The sequence below is a fragment of the Streptomyces caniferus genome (assembly GCF_009811555.1).
GTDB lineage: Bacteria > Actinomycetota > Actinomycetes > Streptomycetales > Streptomycetaceae > Streptomyces > Streptomyces caniferus.
Genome location: NZ_BLIN01000005.1, coordinates 2964116 through 2982328, shown reverse-complemented (window position 1 = coordinate 2982328; position 18213 = coordinate 2964116). Strand labels below are relative to the sequence as shown.

Sequence of the window (18213 nt, the reverse complement as noted above, 5' to 3'; positions counted from 1 at the left end):
GGCGTACTCCCGCACAATGAGCCGATGTCGCCGCAGCTCATCGCCCCCACCGTTGCCGTCCATGACTCGTTCCTCGCCGCGATGGAGGAGTTCCGTGCCGATGGCGCGGAGCAGGTTCCTTACTCCAACCTCGCCCGCGAGCTGAGCACTTGGGCCACCCGTTGGCCGACCGCGGCGGGATTCGCCGAGTACGTCGACATGGTCGGCGGCACACCGGACGAGGAACGCCCCGACGGCGTGGTCCCCAGGACCACCCGGTGGTGGGTGGCGGACGGCAGCTACCTGGGGCGGGTCACGTTCCGGCACCGCCTCACCGACGAACTCCTCCACTACGGCGGCCATATCGGCTACGCCGTGCGCCCCGGCGCCCGCCGCCGCGGCCATGCCACCGCCATGCTGCGCGCCGCACTGCCGATCGCCCGTCACGAACTGGGCATCGACCCGGTGCTGGTCACCTGCGACCACACCAACACCGGCTCGCGTAGGGTCATCGAGGCCTGCGGCGGGATCTTCGAGGACCAGCGGGGCGAGCGGCTGCGCTACTGGATCCACGCCCCCGCGACCGCCACCGGACAGTAGCCGCACCGGCACGTCAGCCGCACCGGCACGTCCGGGGCGCCACGGGGCACGCCCCGGACCGCCACGGGACGCGCGGGCACCGGGCCGGCAGGACGAACCGGCCGCACGAGCCGGCCGGACAAGAACACCAAGGGGGAGGGCCCGATGGAGCCCATGGAGACGGACCGGCGGGCGCCCGCCCGCTACGAGCCGGGTGAGGGCTGTGTGACCCAAGTGGTCCGCATCCCGGTGCGGATCGTGGTGCTGGTGCTCGTGATACCCGTGCGCCTGGTGTGGGACGCGCTGACCGCCGCCGGCCGGGCCGTCGACCGGAGCGTGCTGCGCCCCCTCGGCCGCGGCCTCGCCCGGCTCTGGCACACCGTCGTGGTCCGCCCCGTGGCCTGGGCCTGGCGCACCCTCGTGGTGGTCCCCGTCGCCTGGACCTGGCGCACCCTGGTCGTGCTCCCGCTCGGGTGGATCTGGCGCACGCTGGTCGTCGCCCCGCTGGTGTGGCTGTGGCGCGCCGTCCTCGCCCCGGCAGGCCGGGGGGCCGGCAGGGCGGTGGCCTGGCTGGTGCGGTATCTGCTCGTGCTCCCCGCGCAGTGGCTGTACGCCCAGGTGCTGACGCCGGTGGGGCGCGGCATCGCCTGGCTGCTGCGCGGACTGGGCGCGGCCCTGCTGTGGCTGGGTCGCGCGGTGTTCGTGTGGCCGTGGGTGACCCTGTGGCGGTATGTGCTGGCACCCGCGGGCCGGGCGATCGGCGCGGCCCTGGTGTGGCTGGTCCGCCATCTCGTCGTGGCCCCCGCCCAGTGGCTGTACGCCTATGTGCTGACGCCCGTCGGACGGGGCATCGCCTGGCTGGTGCGCGGCATCGGCACCGTTCTCGCCACCCTGGTCCGGTGGCTCGTGGTCGTCCCGCTGGTCACCCTGTGGCGGTATGTGCTGGTGCCCGTCGGACGGCTGCTGGCCGCGGTGGTGACGGTGGTGGTGCGCGAGGCCGGGTCGGCGCTCGGGCACTGCTGGCGGGCCGCCGGGATCGTCTCGCGGGCCCTCGGCCGGTTCCTCGCCACGGTCCTGCGGTGGCTCCTGGTCGAACCGCTGCGCTGGGCCTACCGCAGCGTGCTCACCCCCCTCGGGCACGGCCTCCGGGACGGCATCTGGCGGCCGGTCCGGCAGGCGCTGCGCACCGCCCGCGAGACCGTGCGGCAGACCCGCAGGGAGATCCGGCGGGCGCTGTTCGGCGCCCCCGCGAAGTCCCGGCGGGCGGTCGCTGCGCAGCCCCGGCGGGAACCGGGCGCTCCCGGGACACGTACTCTAGGTAGCAGTACGACCGCACTCACGAAGGACTGAACGACACTGGGCAAGCGACAGCCCGAAGGCCCGCCGCCCGCACCGGCGGTGCAGCGCATCCGACTGCGCTACACCAAGCGCGGCCGCCTCCGGTTCACCAGCCACCGCGACTTCCAGCGCGCTTTCGAGCGGGCGCTGCGCCGCGCCGAGGTCCCCATGGCCTATTCCGCGGGCTTCACCCCGCACCCCAAGGTGTCGTACGCCAACGCCGCCCCGACCGGTACGGGCAGCGAGGCCGAGTATCTGGAGATCCAGCTCGCCGCGCACCGCGATCCGGAAACCCTGCGCGCCCTCCTCGACGAGTCGCTGCCGGACGGACTCGATGTGACCGACGCGGTCGAGGCCCGCACCAGCGGCCTGGCCGACCGGCTCCAGGCCTCGGTCTGGGAGATCCGGCTCGACGGGGTCGAGGCGCAGACGGCCGAGCGCGCCGTCGAGGCGTTCCTCGCCGCGGACGAGGTGCAGGTCGAGCGGCGTACGAAAAACGGCATCCGGACCTTCGACGCGCGAGCCGCTGTGGCGCGTCTGGAGGCCGCCGGCCACGACAGCGATAGGCCCGACGGCAAAGCCTGTGCGATACTGCGGCTGGTTGTTCGGCATCTGACACCTGCCGTTCGACCCGACGACGTCCTGTCCGGCCTCCGAGCTACGGCCGACCTGGCGCCGCCGGTCCCCGCAGCGGTGACCAGGCTGGCGCAGGGGCTGCTCGATGAGGAGACCGGCGCGGTGACTGACCCGCTAGCGCCCGACCGCGACGCTGCCACGGCCGCCCCACCCACGGCCGCCGGGCTGAGTGCCGCGAAGGCGACGAGTGGGGCCTCCCCGGCAGCCGGGGAAGGTACTGCGTAGGACCGCCGTCGTCGCGTCGCCGATCAGCCAGGGAGCCACCCCGGTCCGGCAGACGCACTGACCAGGAGACTTTCGCCGGTCCCTGCCCTACGGGGACCGGCGAGCGAGACGACAGCTCCCGTGCGGCGCCCACGCCCCGGACAGCGGGCCCGCGCTCATCACGCGGACCGCCGCCGGAATCAGGCGCGGCGCCCGGGAGCGTGACGGGAGAACCGCCCGCATGCTCGAGCCCATTGAGCCCACGCAGTCCCAGGACCGTGGCGCCGACGACAATCACTCACCCAGCGACACACTGCCGCCGCGCCGCAGGCGCCGTGCGGCTTCCCGGCCGGCCGGTCCTCCGGTGGCCGAGGGCGCCGTCGAGGCCGAGGTGGTGAGCACCGAGGCCACCGCGCCCGTGGCCGATCCGGCCCTCGACGAGGAGACCACCGCCTCCGCGGTCACCACCGGGGACGAGGCCAAGCCCGCCCGCTCTCGCCGCCGCGCGACCCGCAAGGTCACCTCCCCGGCCGGGGCCCCGCAGCCGGCCGACGGCGAGCCGGCCGAGGCACCCGCCGAACCCGCCGCCGAAACCCCCGCGGCCGCCACCGAGACGCCGCAGGCCGAGGACGCCGCGCCGCGCCGCGGCCGCCGCCGGGCCACCCGCAAGGTCACTGCCCCCGCCGGCTCCCCGCAGGCCGAGGCCCCCGCCGAGGCGGTTCAGGAACCGGCCGCCGTCGAGGAGACCGCGCCCGCCGCGCAGCCCGCTGCCGCCCCGGCCGCCGCCGAGGAGACCGAGGACGCCGCACCGCGCCGTACCCGCCGCCGGGCGACCCGCAAGGTCACCGCTCCGGCCGGCACCCCGCAGGCGAGCGACGCCGACGCGGCCGCCGCCGAGAGCGTCGAGCCCGCCGCACCCGTCGCCGAGGAGGCCCCGGCCCCCGTCGCCGAGGAGGCCCCGGCCCCCGTCGCCGAGGAGGCCCCGGCCCCCGCCGAGGACGCCAAGCCGGCCCGGGCGCGCCGCCGTGCCACCCGTAAGGCCACCGCGCCCTCGGGCGCCCCGGAGGCCGCCGAGGAGGTCACGGAGGCGGAGCCCGAGCAGGCCCCGGCCGCCGAGACCGAGACCGCCGAGGCCCCCCGCCGCCGGGCGCGCCGCCGTGGTGAGCGTGCCGCCGAGCCCGTCGCCGAGGCGCCCCGCGCCGAGGAGGAGCCCGCCAAGGAGGCGCCGCAGCGCGGCCGCCGCCGGGCGCAGCGGCCCCCGACCGCCGTCTTCCAGGCGCCGGTCTTCACCGAGCCGATGTTCCAGACGCCGGAGACCGCGGCCGCCGCCCACGCCGCGGCCCGCCAGGAGGAGACCGCGGCCGAGCCGGCCGTGGAGGAGCAGCCCGCCGCCGGTGCACGCCGCCGTCGCCGCCGTGGCGCCCCGGCCGAGCCCGAGCAGGTGTCCGCCGCCCCCGTGGAGGAGCCGGAGGCAGAAGAAGCCGAAGCAGTGGCCGAGCCGGAGACCGAGCAGGCCGAGAGCGGCCAGGGCGAGGACGAGTCCGGCGACCGCCCCTCGCGCCGCCGCCGCCGTGGTGGCCGTCGCCGCCGTCGTGGTGAGTCCGCCGAGGGTGCCGACGAGCAGCCCGCCGAGGGCCACGGTGCCGAGGAGCGGGAGAGCGCGCAGGCCGAGCCCGAGGACGCCGACGAGCAGCCCGAGGCGGAGGAGGAAGCCGAGGACCAGTCGGGCGGCGGCTCCAGCAGCAGCCGCCGGCGCCGTCGCCGCCGCCGTCGCACCGGTGACGCCGGCGAGCCCGAGGCCAACGGCACCGACGACCCGGAGCGCACGGTCGTCAAGGTCCGCGAGCCCCGTAAGAAGGACGAGAGCACCAGCGCCGACGAGGTGCAGTCGATCAAGGGGTCGACGCGCCTGGAGGCCAAGAAGCAGCGCCGCCGCGAAGGTCGCGAGCAGGGCCGCCGCCGGGTGCCGATCATCACCGAGGCGGAGTTCCTCGCCCGCCGCGAGGCCGTCGAGCGGGTGATGGTCGTCCGCCAGAGCGGCGAGCGCACGCAGATCGGCGTCCTCGAGGACAACGTGCTCGTCGAGCACTTCGTCAACAAGGAGCAGGCGACCTCGTACGTCGGCAATGTCTACCTCGGCAAGGTGCAGAACGTCCTGCCGTCGATGGAGGCCGCCTTCGTCGACATCGGCAAGGGCCGCAACGCCGTGCTGTACGCCGGCGAGGTCAACTTCGAGGCGCTGGGCATGTCCAACGGTCCGCGCCGCATCGAGACCGCGCTGAAGTCCGGCCAGTCCGTGCTGGTGCAGGTCACCAAGGACCCGATCGGCCACAAGGGCGCCCGGCTCACCAGCCAGGTCTCGCTCCCCGGCCGCTACCTGGTCTACGTGCCCGAGGGCTCGATGACCGGTATCAGCCGCAAGCTCCCCGACACCGAGCGGGCGCGGCTGAAGCAGATCCTCAAGAAGATCGTTCCCGAGGACGCGGGCGTCATCGTGCGTACCGCCGCCGAGGGCGCGAGCGAGGACGAGCTGGCGCGCGACGTCCAGCGGCTGCAGGCGCAGTGGGAGGAGATCCAGAAGAAGGCCAAGGCCGCTTCGACCAGCTCCCCGTCGCTGCTCTACGGCGAGCCGGACATGACCGTCCGGGTCGTCCGCGACATCTTCAACGAGGACTTCTCCAAGGTCATCGTCAGCGGTGACGAGGCGTGGCAGACCATCCACGGCTATGTCGCGCACGTCGCGCCGGACCTCACCGACCGGCTGCAGAAGTGGACTTCGGACGTCGACGTCTTCGCCACGTACCGCATCGACGAGCAGCTGATGAAGGCGCTGGACCGCAAGGTCTGGCTGCCCAGCGGCGGTTCGCTGGTGATCGACAAGACCGAAGCGATGATCGTGATCGACGTCAACACCGGGAAGTTCACCGGTCAGGGCGGCAATCTCGAGGAGACCGTCACCAGGAACAACCTGGAGGCGGCCGAGGAGATCGTGCGTCAGCTGCGGCTGCGCGACCTCGGCGGCATCGTCGTCATCGACTTCATCGACATGGTGCTGGAGTCCAACCGGGACCTGGTGCTGCGGCGGATGCTGGAGTGCCTGGGCCGGGACCGGACGAAGCACCAGGTCGCCGAGGTCACCTCGCTCGGCCTGGTCCAGATGACCCGTAAGCGGGTCGGCCAGGGGCTGCTGGAGTCCTTCTCCGAGTCGTGTGTGCACTGCAACGGCCGCGGCGTCATCGTCCACATGGACCAGCCGACGACGGCCGGCGGCGGTGGCAAGCGCAAGAAGAAGGGCAAGGGCGCCCAGGCCGAGCCGCACGTCCACGAGGTCGAGGCCGCCGAGCCGACGCCGGACGGTGGCGCCCCCGAGCTGGAGCCCGCCGCCGTGACGGAGGCCGAGCTGCAGCCCGCGGTGGACGGGACCGACGAATGGTTCAGCAGCCCGGCCGAGGCCGAGGCGGCTGCCGGGCGCGGCCGTGGCCGCCGTCGGGCGAGCCGGAAGGTGTCCGCTCCGGCGGGCGCTCCCAAGGCCGCCGAGGAGGCCGCCGAGATCGTGGTGCCGGCCGAGCCGGCCCCGGCAGCCGAGCCGGAGACGGCCCCGGAGCCGGTCGCCGAGGCGCCGGCCGCGGAGCCCGCACCGGCCCGTCCGCGCCGCCGGGCGACCCGTAAGGCGACCGCTCCGGCGGGTGCCCCCAAGGCCGCCGAGGAGGCCGCCGAGATCGTGGTGGCCGCCGAGCCGGCGCCTGCGGCCGAGCCGGTCACCGAGCCGGAGCCGGCCGAGGTCACGGAGCCCGTCGAGGGTGCCGAGGCGGAGGCGGAGCCCGCGGCGAAGAAGACCGCGAAGAAGGCGACGGCCAAGAAGGCCGCCACCAAGAAGACCGCGGCGAAGAAGACCACGGCCAAGAAGACGGCGGCGAAGAAGACCACCACCGCCAAGAAGGCCACGGCGAAGAAGACCACCACCAAGAAGGCGACGACCAAGAAGGCGGCGGCCAAGAAGACCGCTGCTGCCGAGGAGTCGTCGGTGGCACAGGCGGAGGGCGCGGCGTAAGCCGTCCTCGGGAGCCGGTCCTCGCACCGGCTCCCGGGGAGTCCCGAGCAGCAGAACCGTGTCCCGGGCCGTCGGTCCGGGGCCGGTTTGACCCCCTGGTCAAGGCCCCGTAACCTTGACCGTCGGTGTCTGTGACACCAAACCCCTGAGCACACACCTCTCGGTCCGCCGAGGGAGGCCGCTCGTCCACTCGGATTTCACGGGCCCTATCCCGAGCCCGTGTGAGCGGCTGGCATCAGAGGATCCGTTTCTAGCGAAAGAGAGTTCCGCGTGTACGCGATCGTGCGCACCGGCGGACGCCAGCAGAAGGTTGCTGTTGGCGACGTCATCGAGGTAGACCGCATTTCCACCAGCAAGGTCGGCGACACCGTCGAGCTCTCCACGCTGCTGGTCGTCGATGGTGACGCGGTCACCAGCGACCCGTGGGTCCTGGCCGGCGTGAAGGTCCAGGGCGAGGTCGTCGACCACCACAAGGGCGACAAGATCCGGATCCAGAAGTACAAGAACAAGACCGGTTACAAGAAGCGGATCGGCCACCGCCAGCTCCACACGGCGCTGAAGATCACCGGCATCGACGCTCCGGCGAAGTAAGGGACTGAGGAGACATGGCACATAAGAAGGGCGCATCGTCCACTCGGAACGGTCGCGATTCCAATGCTCAGCGGCTCGGCGTGAAGCGCTTCGGCGGTCAGGCCGTCCTCGCCGGTGAGATCCTGGTCCGCCAGCGTGGCACCCACTTCCACCCCGGCACGGGCGTCGGCCGTGGCGGCGACGACACCCTGTTCGCCCTTGCGTCCGGCGCGGTGCAGTTCGGCACCCACCGTGGCCGCAAGGTCGTGAACATCGTTCCGGTCGCCGAGTAATTCCGGCCTGACCGAGCGATAGCTCAGCATCAGCACCACTCAGGGGCGGACCGCCTTCTCCCGCGACAGCGGGAAGGCCGGTCCGCCCTTGCGTGTTAGTACAGAGACATGCGCGCAAGTACAGCGTCATACCCGTAGTTACCTGGAGGCACCCCCACCATGACCACCTTCGTGGACCGCGTCGAGCTGCACGTCGCCGCGGGTAACGGAGGCCACGGCGTGGCCTCCGTGATGCGGGAGAAGTTCAAGCCGCTGGGCGGCCCGGACGGCGGCAACGGCGGCCGCGGCGGCGATGTGACCCTGGTCGTCGACCAGGACGTCACGACACTTCTCGAATACCACCACCACCCGCACCGCAAGGCCACCAACGGCCAGCCGGGCGCGGGCGACAACCGTTCCGGCAAGAACGGCCAGGATCTGGTCCTGCCGGTCCCCGACGGCACGGTCGTCCTGGACCGCGCGGGCAATGTGCTCGCCGACCTCGTCGGCCAGGGCACCACCTTCGTCGCCGGCCAGGGCGGCCGCGGCGGTCTCGGCAACGCCGCGCTGGCCTCCGCCCGCCGCAAGGCCCCCGGTTTCGCGCTGCTCGGCGAGCCCGGCGAGGCCCGCGACATCGTGCTGGAGCTCAAGACCGTCGCGGATGTCGCGCTGGTCGGCTACCCGAGCGCCGGCAAGTCCTCGTTGATCTCGGTGCTCTCCGCCGCGAAGCCCAAGATCGCCGACTACCCCTTCACCACCCTGGTGCCCAACCTCGGCGTGGTGACGGCCGGTTCGACCGTCTACACGATCGCGGACGTCCCCGGTCTGATCCCCGGCGCGAGCCAGGGCAAGGGCCTGGGCCTGGAGTTCCTGCGGCACGTCGAGCGCTGCGAGGTGCTCGTGCACGTCCTCGACACCGCGACCCTGGAGGCCGACCGTGACCCGGTCTCCGACCTCGACGTCATCGAGGAGGAGCTCCAGCAGTACGGCGGCCTGGAGAACCGGCCCCGGATCGTCGTCCTCAACAAGATCGACGTCCCGGACGGCAAGGACCTCGCCGACATGATCCGCCCCGACCTGGAGGCGCGCGGCTACCGCGTGTTCGAGGTCTCCGCGGTCGCCCACATGGGCCTGAAGGAGCTGTCCTTCGCGCTCGCCGACGTCGTCGCCAAGGCCCGCGCCGCCAAGCCCGTGCAGGAAGCCACCCGTATCGTCATCCGGCCCAAGGCCGTCGACGACGCCGGCTTCACGGTCACGGAAGAGGGCGAGAACTTCTTCCGCGTGCGCGGCGAGAAGCCCGAGCGCTGGGTCCGCCAGACCGACTTCAACAACGACGAGGCCGTCGGCTACCTCGCCGACCGCCTCAACCGCCTCGGTGTCGAGGACCAGTTGCGCAAGGCGGGCGCGCACGCGGGCGACGGCATCGCCATCGGCCCCGAGGACAACGCGGTCGTCTTCGACTGGGAGCCGATGATGGCGGCCGGCGCGGAGATGCTGGGACGGCGTGGCGAGGACCACCGCATGGAGGCGCCCCGGCCGGCCGCGCAGCGCCGCAAGGACCGGGACGTGGCACGGGACGAGGCCGACCAGGAGTACGACGGCTTCCGGCCCTTCTGACGGTCCGCCCGCCGCGGCCGCCCGGCGGTCCAGGGCACACACGGCAACGGGGAAGGCCCCCGGGAGGAGAACTCCCGGGGGCCTTCCCCGTTGCCGTACCGCTCCGTGGTCCCGGAGCGGAGCCGTGAGCGGCCCGCTGCGGCCTAGACGGCGGCCGTGGTGTCCGAGGCGCCGTTGGCCTCGTGCCCGGCCGTCTCGGAGGCGTCCACGTCCTCCTGGGAGCGCTGACCGGGGATACCGGACAGCCGGTTCTCCATCCGGACGCGCCGCTCGTCGGCCTTCGCGGCCAGATCCAGCGCGGCCTGGTTGAAGCGGACCGACGACGGCGGGTCCGACGGGCCCAGCAGGTGCTCCTTGAGCTCGGCCCGCTCGGCGGCCAGGGTGTCCTTCTCCGGGTTGCGGACCGCGTCCAGCAGACCGGCCACCTCGTCCGCCTCGGGCGAGAGGATCGTCGCCGCCCGCACCGTCGGGAAGTTCGCCCGGAAGTCGTCCTCGCTCATCCCGGAGGTGTTGGCGACCGCGTACGGCTTCTCGCTGCTCAGGTAGTCGGAGACGACGCTGGAGACGTCGCTGATCAGCACGTCGGCCTGGTTGAAGCAGCTGAAGATGCCGGGGCGGGCGGTGGTGATGATGCGGTGCTCCCACCGGGGGAAGGAGTTCCAGTACGCCGCCTCCCAGGCGGTGACGGCCGCGTCCACGGCGGCCGCGCGGCCCTCGTCCGGGGTGCCCTGCAGCCGCATCCGCTCCAGCTCGTCCGCGCTCTTGCGGAACGCGGAGGTGGTCAGCGCGTTCAGCTCCTCGGTGCGGCGGGTCAGCTCGGCGGCGGCCTCCGGGCCGGGCTGCGCCCCGCTGCGCCGGGTGTTCGCCTCCGTGATCATCGCCTGGATGCGGGTGTTGGCGGCGCCCGCGCGCGGGTCCACGGAACCGGTCATCGGGTGCGGCTTGTAGAGCAGCTGCACGTTCTCGTCGGCGAGCAGCTCGCGGACGATGTTCTCGCCCGCCAGGATCACCGAGGTGTTGCCCGGGTTGCCGTCCCAGCCCTCCCAGGTGGGGGCGTACAGCACGGTCGTCATCCGGTCGGCCGGGGCGCCCGCGTACGGCTGGATCGGGGCCAGCTGGGGGCGGCCGACCTCGACGACGTCCTTGTCCTCGACGCCGATGTCGGCGAGCTGGTAGCGGTCGCGGGCCGCCGGGCCCGCCACCCATACCTCGTCGTACGCCTTCGCGTACGGGTTGCAGGAGGACAGCTTGTCGCTCTCGCCGTGGTTGGTGAAGGCGTGCTTGATGGAGGGGATGCGCAGGATCTGCGAGGTCTTGCCGGAGTTCGCCGGGTGCAGCAGGACCTTGAGCGTGGAGTGCTCCAGCCGCATCAGGTTGGCGACCTTGGGGATGCAGACGATCGGCACGTCCGTGGCCTCGATCTTCTGCACCATGAAGCGCTCGCGGAGCACGATGATCGGGTTGCCGTCCAGGGCGGCCAGGGTGCTCAGCCACATGTTGGCCTGGTAGGCGGAGGAGGAGCCGCCGGAGAAGTACATGCCGACCGTGGGCCGGTACTCGGCCAGCCAGTTGTCCAGCCACTCCAGAGCCTGCTTCTCGCCGGCCACCCGCTTCTTGGGCAGCAGCCAGGTGCCCAGGTAGAGGGTGCCGCCGGCGGACAGGGTCAGGGAGACGGCCAGGCCGATGCCGCCCCAGTACGCGTCCGTGGTGATCGAGGTGAGCATCATGCCGACCGTGGTGGGCACGGAGAAACGCAGCAGGCGGCGCCCGGTCTGGCGGGAGAGGATGCGCGGCGGCGCGTCGCACAGCCGCAGCTCGCTCGCGTCGATGTTGCGGGTGACGAACGGCATGCTGCGGGTCCTGCGGACCAGCACGGCGACCGCCTGGCACACGAAGTGGGTGCCGTAGAAGAGGAGCAGCGTGATGGTGAGCGGCGCCTGCTCCTCGAGCGGGTTGATGCCGTCGATGTGCAGCAGGCCGACCAGTATCAGCATGTCGCGCAGCAACTGGCGCACCGTGACGTCGAACCGGATCCGGCCGAGCACCGCGAGCAGGCCGGGCTGCTTGTGCTGGAGGACCAGATCGAGGCCGAGGTTGACCACGGATGCGGCGATGAACAGTGGGATGACGGGCAGCAGTGCACCGACCAACTGGGCGGTGAACGCGACCATCATCGCAAGGAGTGCCGCGAGCTGGACGGCTCGGCGGGGGGCGATTCCGGCGGAAGGCACGGGGGAGGGCTCCTGGCAGCACGAAAGGTCAAAGGGGAGGCCGAGGGGGGCGGCCGGGTCCCGCGCTGCGACACCGCCGGAGCGGCGAAACGGGACCGATGGACACCCGACCGTATGACCTTGTTGGCCTTGGTGACAATCTGCTGTGGCTCTCATCACCGCGAAAGCGGACCAATCGAACGCAACCGCTTGGCCTCGGCTTCCGTCTTAAGGAAAACCGCAGAGGTCCGAAAAAGCCAGGAACTCCGGCCCCTATTCTGCGCACTGTTCCGCGCGCCGGATCATGGGGGTCCTGGTCCCCTTCAGGTCCTTGCAGGGCGTCCGCCAGGCGATATCGCGAAGCGCCCGCGGGCCGCCCTGCCGTAGATTGCGCCCGTAGGGCCGTAGTGCGGGTCGGGCAGCAATCCCCCGTACGGCGGTGGGATCGGCGAGCACAGGGGTATGCAGGTGGCAGGCGCAAGGCAGGACGTGAAGGACGCTCGCCGGATCGTGGTGAAGGTCGGCTCGTCCTCGCTGACCACGGCCGCCGGGGGACTGGACGCGGACCGCGTGGACGCGTTGGTGAACGTGCTGGCCAAGCACCAGGACAAGGAGATCGTGCTGGTCTCCTCCGGGGCCATCGCGGCCGGGCTGGCACCCCTGGGACTCGACAAGCGGCCCCGTGACCTGGCCCGTCAGCAGGCCGCCGCCAGTGTCGGCCAGGGCCTGCTGGTCGCCCGCTACACCGCGTCCTTCGCCCGCTACGGCCGCCGGGTCGGCCAGGTCCTGCTGACCTCCGACGACACCAGCCGCCGGGCCCACTACCGCAACGCCTACCGGACCCTCGACCAGCTGCTGGCCATGGGCGCCGTGCCGATCGTCAACGAGAACGACACCGTCGCCACCGACGAGATCCGCTTCGGCGACAACGACCGGCTGGCGGCCCTGGTCGCCCATCTCGTCCGCGCCGACCTGCTGATCCTGCTCTCGGACGTCGACGGCCTCTACGACGGCGATCCGGCCACCCCCGGCACCTCCCGGATAGCGGAGGTGCGCGGGCCCGGGGACCTGGAGGGCGTCTCCATCGGCAGCGCGGGCAAGGCCGGTGTCGGCACCGGCGGCATGGTCACCAAGGTCGAGGCGGCCCGGATCGCGGCCGCGGCCGGCATCCCCGTCGTCCTGACCTCCGCCGTGCACGCCGCCGAGGCGCTCGCCGGCGGCTCGACCGGCACCCACTTCCTGCGCACCGGCCGCCGCTCCGCCGACCGGCTGCTGTGGCTCGCGCACGCCTCCACGCCGCGCGGCGCCCTGGTCCTGGACGACGGAGCCGTACGGGCGGTCGTCGAACGCCGCTCCTCCCTGCTGCCGGCCGGCATCGCCTCCGTGGACGGCGAGTTCTCCGCCGGGGACCCGGTCGAGCTGCGGGACGGGGACGGCCGCGCGGTCGCCCGCGGACTCGTCAATTTCGACGCCAGGGAAATCCCCCGATTGATGGGCCGTTCGACCCGCGATCTCGCCCGCGAGCTGGGCCCCGCCTACGAGCGGGAGGTCGTGCACCGCGACGATCTCGTGCTGCTGCACCCCTGAGGCCGCCCGCCGGCCAGCCGTCGTCACGGTCCGTGAACACCCCCCACCGCGCGGTGCGGAGACCAGCCTTTCCGTACAGACCTTGGTGAAAACGCCCCCGCGACGGGCCGCGGGCTGGTCAACTTTGTTGCGGGGGCGCCGTGGGGAGCGGTGCCCGCAGCGCGCGAGCGCACCCGCCGACGTACGACGGCTCCGCACCCCCGAGGGCGGAGCGATTCGCATCACAGGAGGCCGCCGGTGAGACGAGGGCTCCCAGGGGCGCCGCCCCGAGGGACGGCGGAGCGCGCACTGACCAGCGTCGGCACCGGCGAGGACTCCGGCCGGCCGGACGACCGGGGTGCCCAGCGGGACGGGGCGACGCGGCACGGCCCGGAGGGCGGCCGCCGCGAGACCTCCCGGCTGTGGCACATCACCCTCAGCGTCTCCGGCGCCGAGGCCCCGCTGAAGGAGGTCCGGCGGGCGCTGGAACAGCTCGCCCACGACCATCCCTTCCTGCTGACCAGCCGCTACGCCAACGACCACGCCGAGATCCGCTACTGGGAGGAGGCGCGGGACCTGCACGACGCCGCGGCGGTCGCGCTGCGGCTGTGGGGCGAGCACCGCTCGACGGCCAAGCTGCCGCCGTGGGAGATCGTCGGCCTGGAGGTCATCGACCGCGAGACCTATCACCAACGCGTCGCGGAGGGTTACGGCCCGCCCCCGGCCTCCCCGGTCGGCGTCCACCCCTTCTGACCCGCGGTCGTCCGCGTCCCGCGCTGTGAGATACGGCGTGGCCGCGGCCTGCCGCCCCGCTAGGCTGCAGGTCATGACCAGCAGCGCATCGCACACCTCGCCCGTCCTCGAGACCGCCCGCCGCGCGCGGGAGGCCGCCGCCGTCCTGGCGCCGCTGCCGCGTACGGCCCGTGACGCAGCGCTGCTCGCCATCGCCGACGCCCTGGTGGAGCGGACCGAGGCGATCGTCGCCGCCAACGCCGAGGACATCGCCAAGGCGCGGGCCGCGGGCACCGCCGAGTCGATCGTGGACCGGCTCACCCTCACCCCCGAGCGGATCGCGGCCATCGCCGCGGACGTCCGCCAGGTCGTGGCGCTGCCCGACCCGGTGGGCGAGGTCGTGCGCGGCTCGACCCTGCCCAACGGCCTCGATCTGCGGCAGGTCAGGGTCCCGCTCGGTGTGATCGGCATCATCTACGAGGCCCGGCCCAATGTGACGGTGGACGCCGCGGCGCTGTGCCTGAAGTCCGGCAACGCGGTGCTGCTGCGCGGTTCGTCCTCCGCCTACGCCTCCAACAGCGCCCTCGTGGACGTGCTGCGGGACGCCGTCCAGAGCGCCGGGCTGCCCGCCGACGCGGTGCAGCTGGTGCCCGGCGAGAGCCGCGACTCGGTGCGCGAGCTGATGCGCGCCCGCGGCCTGGTCGACGTGCTGATCCCGCGCGGCGGCGCGTCCCTCATCCGTACGGTCGTCGAGGAGTCCACGGTCCCGGTGATCGAGACCGGCACCGGCAACTGCCACGTCTACGTCGACGAGGCCGCCGACCTCGACATGGCCGTCGACATTCTGGTCAATTCCAAGGCCCAGCGGCCCAGCGTCTGCAACGCCGCCGAGACGGTGCTGGTGCACGCCGGCATCGCCGAGAAGTTCCTGCCGCGCGCCCTGGAGGCGCTGACCCAGGCCGGCGTGATCGTGCACGGCGACGCCGCCTGGCAGCAGGCCGGCCCCGGGCTGGTCGCCCCCGCCACCGACGAGGACTGGGCGACGGAGTACCTCTCGTACGACATCGCGGCCGCCGTGGTGCCCGACATGGACGCGGCGGTGGCGCACATCCGGCGCTGGACCTCCGGCCACACCGAGGCGATCGTCACCACGTCGCAGGCCGCCGCCCGGCGCTTCACCCAGTTGGTGGATTCCACCACCGTCGCGGTCAATGCCTCGACCCGTTTCACCGACGGCGGCGAATTCGGCTTCGGCGCGGAGATCGGCATCTCGACGCAGAAGCTGCACGCCCGTGGCCCGATGGGATTGCCCGAGCTGACGTCCACCAAGTACATCCTCACGGGCGACGGCCACACCCGCTGAAGCGTCCCCCGGATTCCCCGTTCTCCCTGCCCAAAACGACCGCCCGGGGCTAACCTGGACGGGTGCCGGACGACGTGGGGGGCAAGCCGTTCCCGGACGGTGAAGAGCCCGACGAGCACCACCACGGGAGCCACGGAAAAGCGGACGAAGAATTCGCCTCCGTGGTCTTCGACGAGGAATTCGTCCGGTCCGCGCGGATTCACGAACCCTCGGCGGTCGAGCGCATGCTGGCCGCCGCGGAGGCACGCGCCGAGGCCGAGGCGGCCCGCTCCGGAGCCGGCTTCGGAGCCGAGGGCGACGACCCGGACGAGCCCGGCCCCCGCGGGCCCCGCCGCGTCCGGGGGGACGACTACGACGGGTACACCGACTACGCCGAGTACGGGGACGACGGCGAGTACGACGACTACCCGCCCTACGGCCCGTACGGCCCCTATGGCGGCGCTCTGCGCCCTTACCGCAGCAGCACCCGCTGGCACCGGCCGGTCGCCTGGGTGCTGGCCGTGGTGATGGGCATCGGGCTGGTCGCGCTGGCCTTCAGCGCCGTCTACCGGGGCTCCTCGGGGCGGAACCAGTCCCCGGCGCCGGCGCCCACGTCCAGCGGGGTGGACGCCTCCACCACGAGCGGGGCGGACAGCGTCCGTACCGCGCGCCCCGGTCTCCCGTCGCTGCCGTCGGCCGAGCGCCTGAGCCCGTCGTTCTCGGCGGTGCCCAGACCGCACTGACGGCGTGGCGCCGTGCCCGCAAAACGCGTTTTCGAAACGGAATCATCCGGCAAAGTTGCCCGGCGCCCCGGCGTTTACGTTCGCCCCGGCCGACCTACTCTTGTTGTATGACCGGGCCTGGTGACCCTCCCGAAGGGACGCCCAACGGCGCCCCGGGAGGCGGTGAGGACGAATACCGATCCGTCGTCTTCGACGAATCGTTTGTTCGGGCTGCGCGACTGCAGGAATTCTCCGCGGACGAGCGGTTGGGCGAGCACCATTCGCCGGCCGTCAAGACCCGGCACGCCTGGATGCGGCTGGGCGGCTCCCGGCAGGCCGTCCTGCTGGTGCTGCTGATCGTTCTCGCCTTCGGCACCGCCGTCTACATGGGCATCCGCCACCCGTACAAGACCCCGGAGACCGTCCGGGCGCAGCCGTTGCGGTCCGCGGTGGTGCCGCTCGCGCCGTCCGGGGAGGTGCCCGGCGCGACGCCGGCGGACCTCTTCGCGCACAGCCCCGCGGCCCACTACCGAATCGGCGCCGCGGGCGTCAATCTGCCCGCCGTCCTGCGCACCGAGCACTTCTCCGACGGCCAGATCGTCTCCGCCCTGACCGTCGCGAAGGACTACGTCGTGCGGTCCTCGCTGGACCCGAGGACCCTCACCGGCGGGTCCGTACGGCCGGTCCGGCTGCTGCTCGACACCGGCCAACTCGACCAGTTCGACCGCAGCCTGGCCCGCCCCGACGACAACGGCCACGACGCGGCGACCGGGTGGCTGGTCCGCTTCGACCCGCGGCAGACCCGGCTCGCCGACCGCAACGTGCGGGTCAACGGCACGCTCGCCGCTTCCGAGTTGAGCCCGGACGCGCTCGAGGTCACCGCCGACTACACCTTCGTCTACGCGGTCCGGCCGGCCCCCGGCGCGCCCCACACCGGCCCGGGCCAGGGCATCGGCAAGCCCACCCCGGGCGCCGCGTCGCTGGTCACCGTCCGGCGCGAGGTGCACTTCCGGCTGAGCCGGGAGAACCTCAACGACCACCGCCTGGAGGTCGTGCAGAGCAGCCTGCAGGCCGGGCCGCTGGCCTGCTCCTCGCGGCCTGCCGACGCGCTGCGCCCGCTGTTCGCGGGACAGCACGCCGGCCAGGACCGGCCCACCGGCACCGACCCCTACGCCAGGGACCGCGCCAACCCCTCGCTCTGCGGTGAGCTGGCGCCCGCCGCCCAGCCGAAGCCGAGCCGCCCGCTGCGTTAGGAGCCCTCCGGACGGTCGGCGCCGCCCGTGCCGTTGCTGCCGTTGGCGCCGCCCGAGCCGTCGGGGCGCCCGCCGCCACGGAAGACCGTGTCGCGCAGCTTGCCGCCCAGATCGCCCGCACCGCCCGCGATGTCGCGCACCAGGCCCATCAGCGGGTCCTTGCTGTTGCGCACCGAGTCGGCGTAGTGCGCCGCGGAGTCCCGGAACGAGTCGGAGACCGAGGTGTCCTTGTCCTCGTCCCGGCGCGGGTAGTGGCCGTCCATGATCCGCTGGTAGTCGCGGCTGGCCGCCCACTTCTTCAGCTCGGCCGCCCGCACGGTCGTGAACGGGTGGCTGCGCGGCAGCAGGTTGAGGATCTTCAGCACGGAGTCGCGCAGATCGCCGCCCGACTCGTACTCGTCCGCCTGCGCGAGGAAGGCGTCGACATTCATCTCGTGCAGGTGATTGCCGCCGGCCAGCTTCATCAGTCCGCGCATCGAGGCCTGCAGATCCTGCCCGACCAGCAGCCCGGCGCGGTCCGCGGACAGCTCCGACTTGCGGAACCACTCGCGCAGTGCCGTCACGATCGCCATGATCGCGACATTGCCCAGCGGGATCCAGGCGACCTTCATCGCCAGGTTCGTCAGGAACAGCAGGATCGTGCGGTAAACGGCGTGCCCGGACAGTGCGTGCCCGACCTCGTGGCCGACGACCGCGCGCATCTCCTCCTCGTCGAGCAGCTCGACCAGACCGGTCGTCACCACGATGATCGGCTCGTCCAGACCGATGCACATGGCATTGGGCTGCGGGTCCTGATTGACGTACATCGGCGGGACCTTCTCCAGGTCCAGGATGTAGCAGGCGTCGCGCAGCATGTCGTTGAGGTGCGCGAACTGCTGCTCGCCCACCCGCACCGAGTCCGACAGGAACAGCAGCCGCAGGCTGCGCTCCGGCAACAAGCCGCTGAGCGTCTTGAAGACGGTGTCGAACCCGCTCAGCTTGCGCAACGCCACCAGCGCCGAGCGGTCCGCCGGGTGTTCGTACGACCGCGACGAGATTCCGGGGAATCGCCGCCGGTCCCGGCTCGGAACGTTCGCGCTGCCGCCTGGGCTCTCCGTCATTGGGGCCTCCCCCTGTTCGACTGCGTGTGATTCAGACTAGAG

General features: G+C 72.7%; 14 protein-coding genes. 12 read left to right on the top strand and 2 right to left on the bottom strand.

Features of this window, described 5'->3' with window-relative positions; all coding sequences use genetic code 11:
• The first annotated feature begins 24 nt into the window (after positions 1 to 24).
• From Scani_RS29685 to obgE, 7 genes are all read left to right on the top strand, one after another.
• Complete coding sequence (locus Scani_RS29685) at positions 25 to 579, top strand: GNAT family N-acetyltransferase (protein WP_159480857.1); 555 nt, start codon at positions 25 to 27, stop codon at positions 577 to 579.
• 153 nt (positions 580 to 732) lie between these two features.
• The gene (locus tag Scani_RS29680) at positions 733 to 1908 is read left to right on the top strand and encodes a hypothetical protein (RefSeq protein ID WP_159482453.1); all 1176 of its coding nucleotides are present in this window, start codon (positions 733 to 735) and stop codon (positions 1906 to 1908) included.
• A 48-nt stretch (positions 1909 to 1956) separates the two neighbouring features.
• Positions 1957 to 2757 (top strand): TIGR03936 family radical SAM-associated protein, encoded by an 801-nt coding sequence (locus tag Scani_RS29675; RefSeq protein ID WP_159480856.1) that lies wholly within the window; start codon positions 1957 to 1959, stop codon positions 2755 to 2757.
• 220 nt (positions 2758 to 2977) lie between these two features.
• A complete protein-coding gene (locus tag Scani_RS29670; RefSeq protein WP_159480855.1) occupies positions 2978 to 6787 on the top strand; it encodes an Rne/Rng family ribonuclease in 3810 nt (1269 codons plus the stop codon).
• A 270-nt stretch (positions 6788 to 7057) separates the two neighbouring features.
• Positions 7058 to 7378, top strand: a complete 321-nt coding sequence (gene rplU, locus Scani_RS29665) for a 50S ribosomal protein L21 (RefSeq protein ID WP_030082047.1) — start codon at positions 7058 to 7060, stop codon at positions 7376 to 7378.
• A gap of 14 nt (positions 7379 to 7392) precedes the next feature.
• Entirely contained in the window at positions 7393 to 7650 is a 258-nt protein-coding gene (rpmA, locus tag Scani_RS29660) for a 50S ribosomal protein L27 (RefSeq protein ID WP_085925635.1), read from the top strand.
• Positions 7651 to 7809: 159 nt separating this feature from the next.
• Positions 7810 to 9246 (top strand): GTPase ObgE, encoded by a 1437-nt coding sequence (gene obgE, locus Scani_RS29655; RefSeq protein ID WP_159480854.1) that lies wholly within the window; start codon positions 7810 to 7812, stop codon positions 9244 to 9246.
• Between the two features lie 143 nt (positions 9247 to 9389).
• On the opposite strand, the gene Scani_RS29650 is transcribed toward obgE, so the two are convergent.
• Positions 9390 to 11477 carry a hypothetical protein gene (locus Scani_RS29650; protein ID WP_159480853.1) on the bottom strand — a complete coding sequence of 696 codons (2088 nt, stop codon included), beginning with the start codon at positions 11475 to 11477 and terminating at the stop codon, positions 9390 to 9392.
• Between the two features lie 441 nt (positions 11478 to 11918).
• Between Scani_RS29650 and proB the strand changes: the two genes are divergently transcribed.
• From proB to Scani_RS29625, 5 genes are all read left to right on the top strand, one after another.
• Positions 11919 to 13043, top strand: a complete 1125-nt coding sequence (proB, locus tag Scani_RS29645; protein ID WP_167538158.1) for a glutamate 5-kinase — start codon at positions 11919 to 11921, stop codon at positions 13041 to 13043.
• A 237-nt stretch (positions 13044 to 13280) separates the two neighbouring features.
• The gene (locus Scani_RS29640) at positions 13281 to 13775 is read left to right on the top strand and encodes a DUF8830 family protein (protein WP_159480851.1); all 495 of its coding nucleotides are present in this window, start codon (positions 13281 to 13283) and stop codon (positions 13773 to 13775) included.
• 73 nt (positions 13776 to 13848) lie between these two features.
• Complete coding sequence (locus Scani_RS29635; protein WP_159480850.1) at positions 13849 to 15117, top strand: glutamate-5-semialdehyde dehydrogenase; 1269 nt, start codon at positions 13849 to 13851, stop codon at positions 15115 to 15117.
• A gap of 62 nt (positions 15118 to 15179) precedes the next feature.
• Positions 15180 to 15839 carry an SCO2584 family spore wall biosynthesis protein gene (locus Scani_RS29630; protein ID WP_159480849.1) on the top strand — a complete coding sequence of 220 codons (660 nt, stop codon included), beginning with the start codon at positions 15180 to 15182 and terminating at the stop codon, positions 15837 to 15839.
• A gap of 107 nt (positions 15840 to 15946) precedes the next feature.
• Positions 15947 to 17071, top strand: a complete 1125-nt coding sequence (locus tag Scani_RS29625; RefSeq protein ID WP_159480848.1) for an SCO2583 family membrane protein — start codon at positions 15947 to 15949, stop codon at positions 17069 to 17071.
• Here Scani_RS29625 and Scani_RS29620 read toward each other — a convergent pair.
• Positions 17068 to 18171: a M48 family metallopeptidase gene (locus tag Scani_RS29620; protein ID WP_159480847.1), complete on the bottom strand. Its 1104-nt coding sequence runs from the start codon at positions 18169 to 18171 to the stop codon at positions 17068 to 17070. The genes Scani_RS29625 and Scani_RS29620 overlap by 4 nt on opposite strands.
• Positions 18172 to 18213 lie beyond the last annotated feature (42 nt).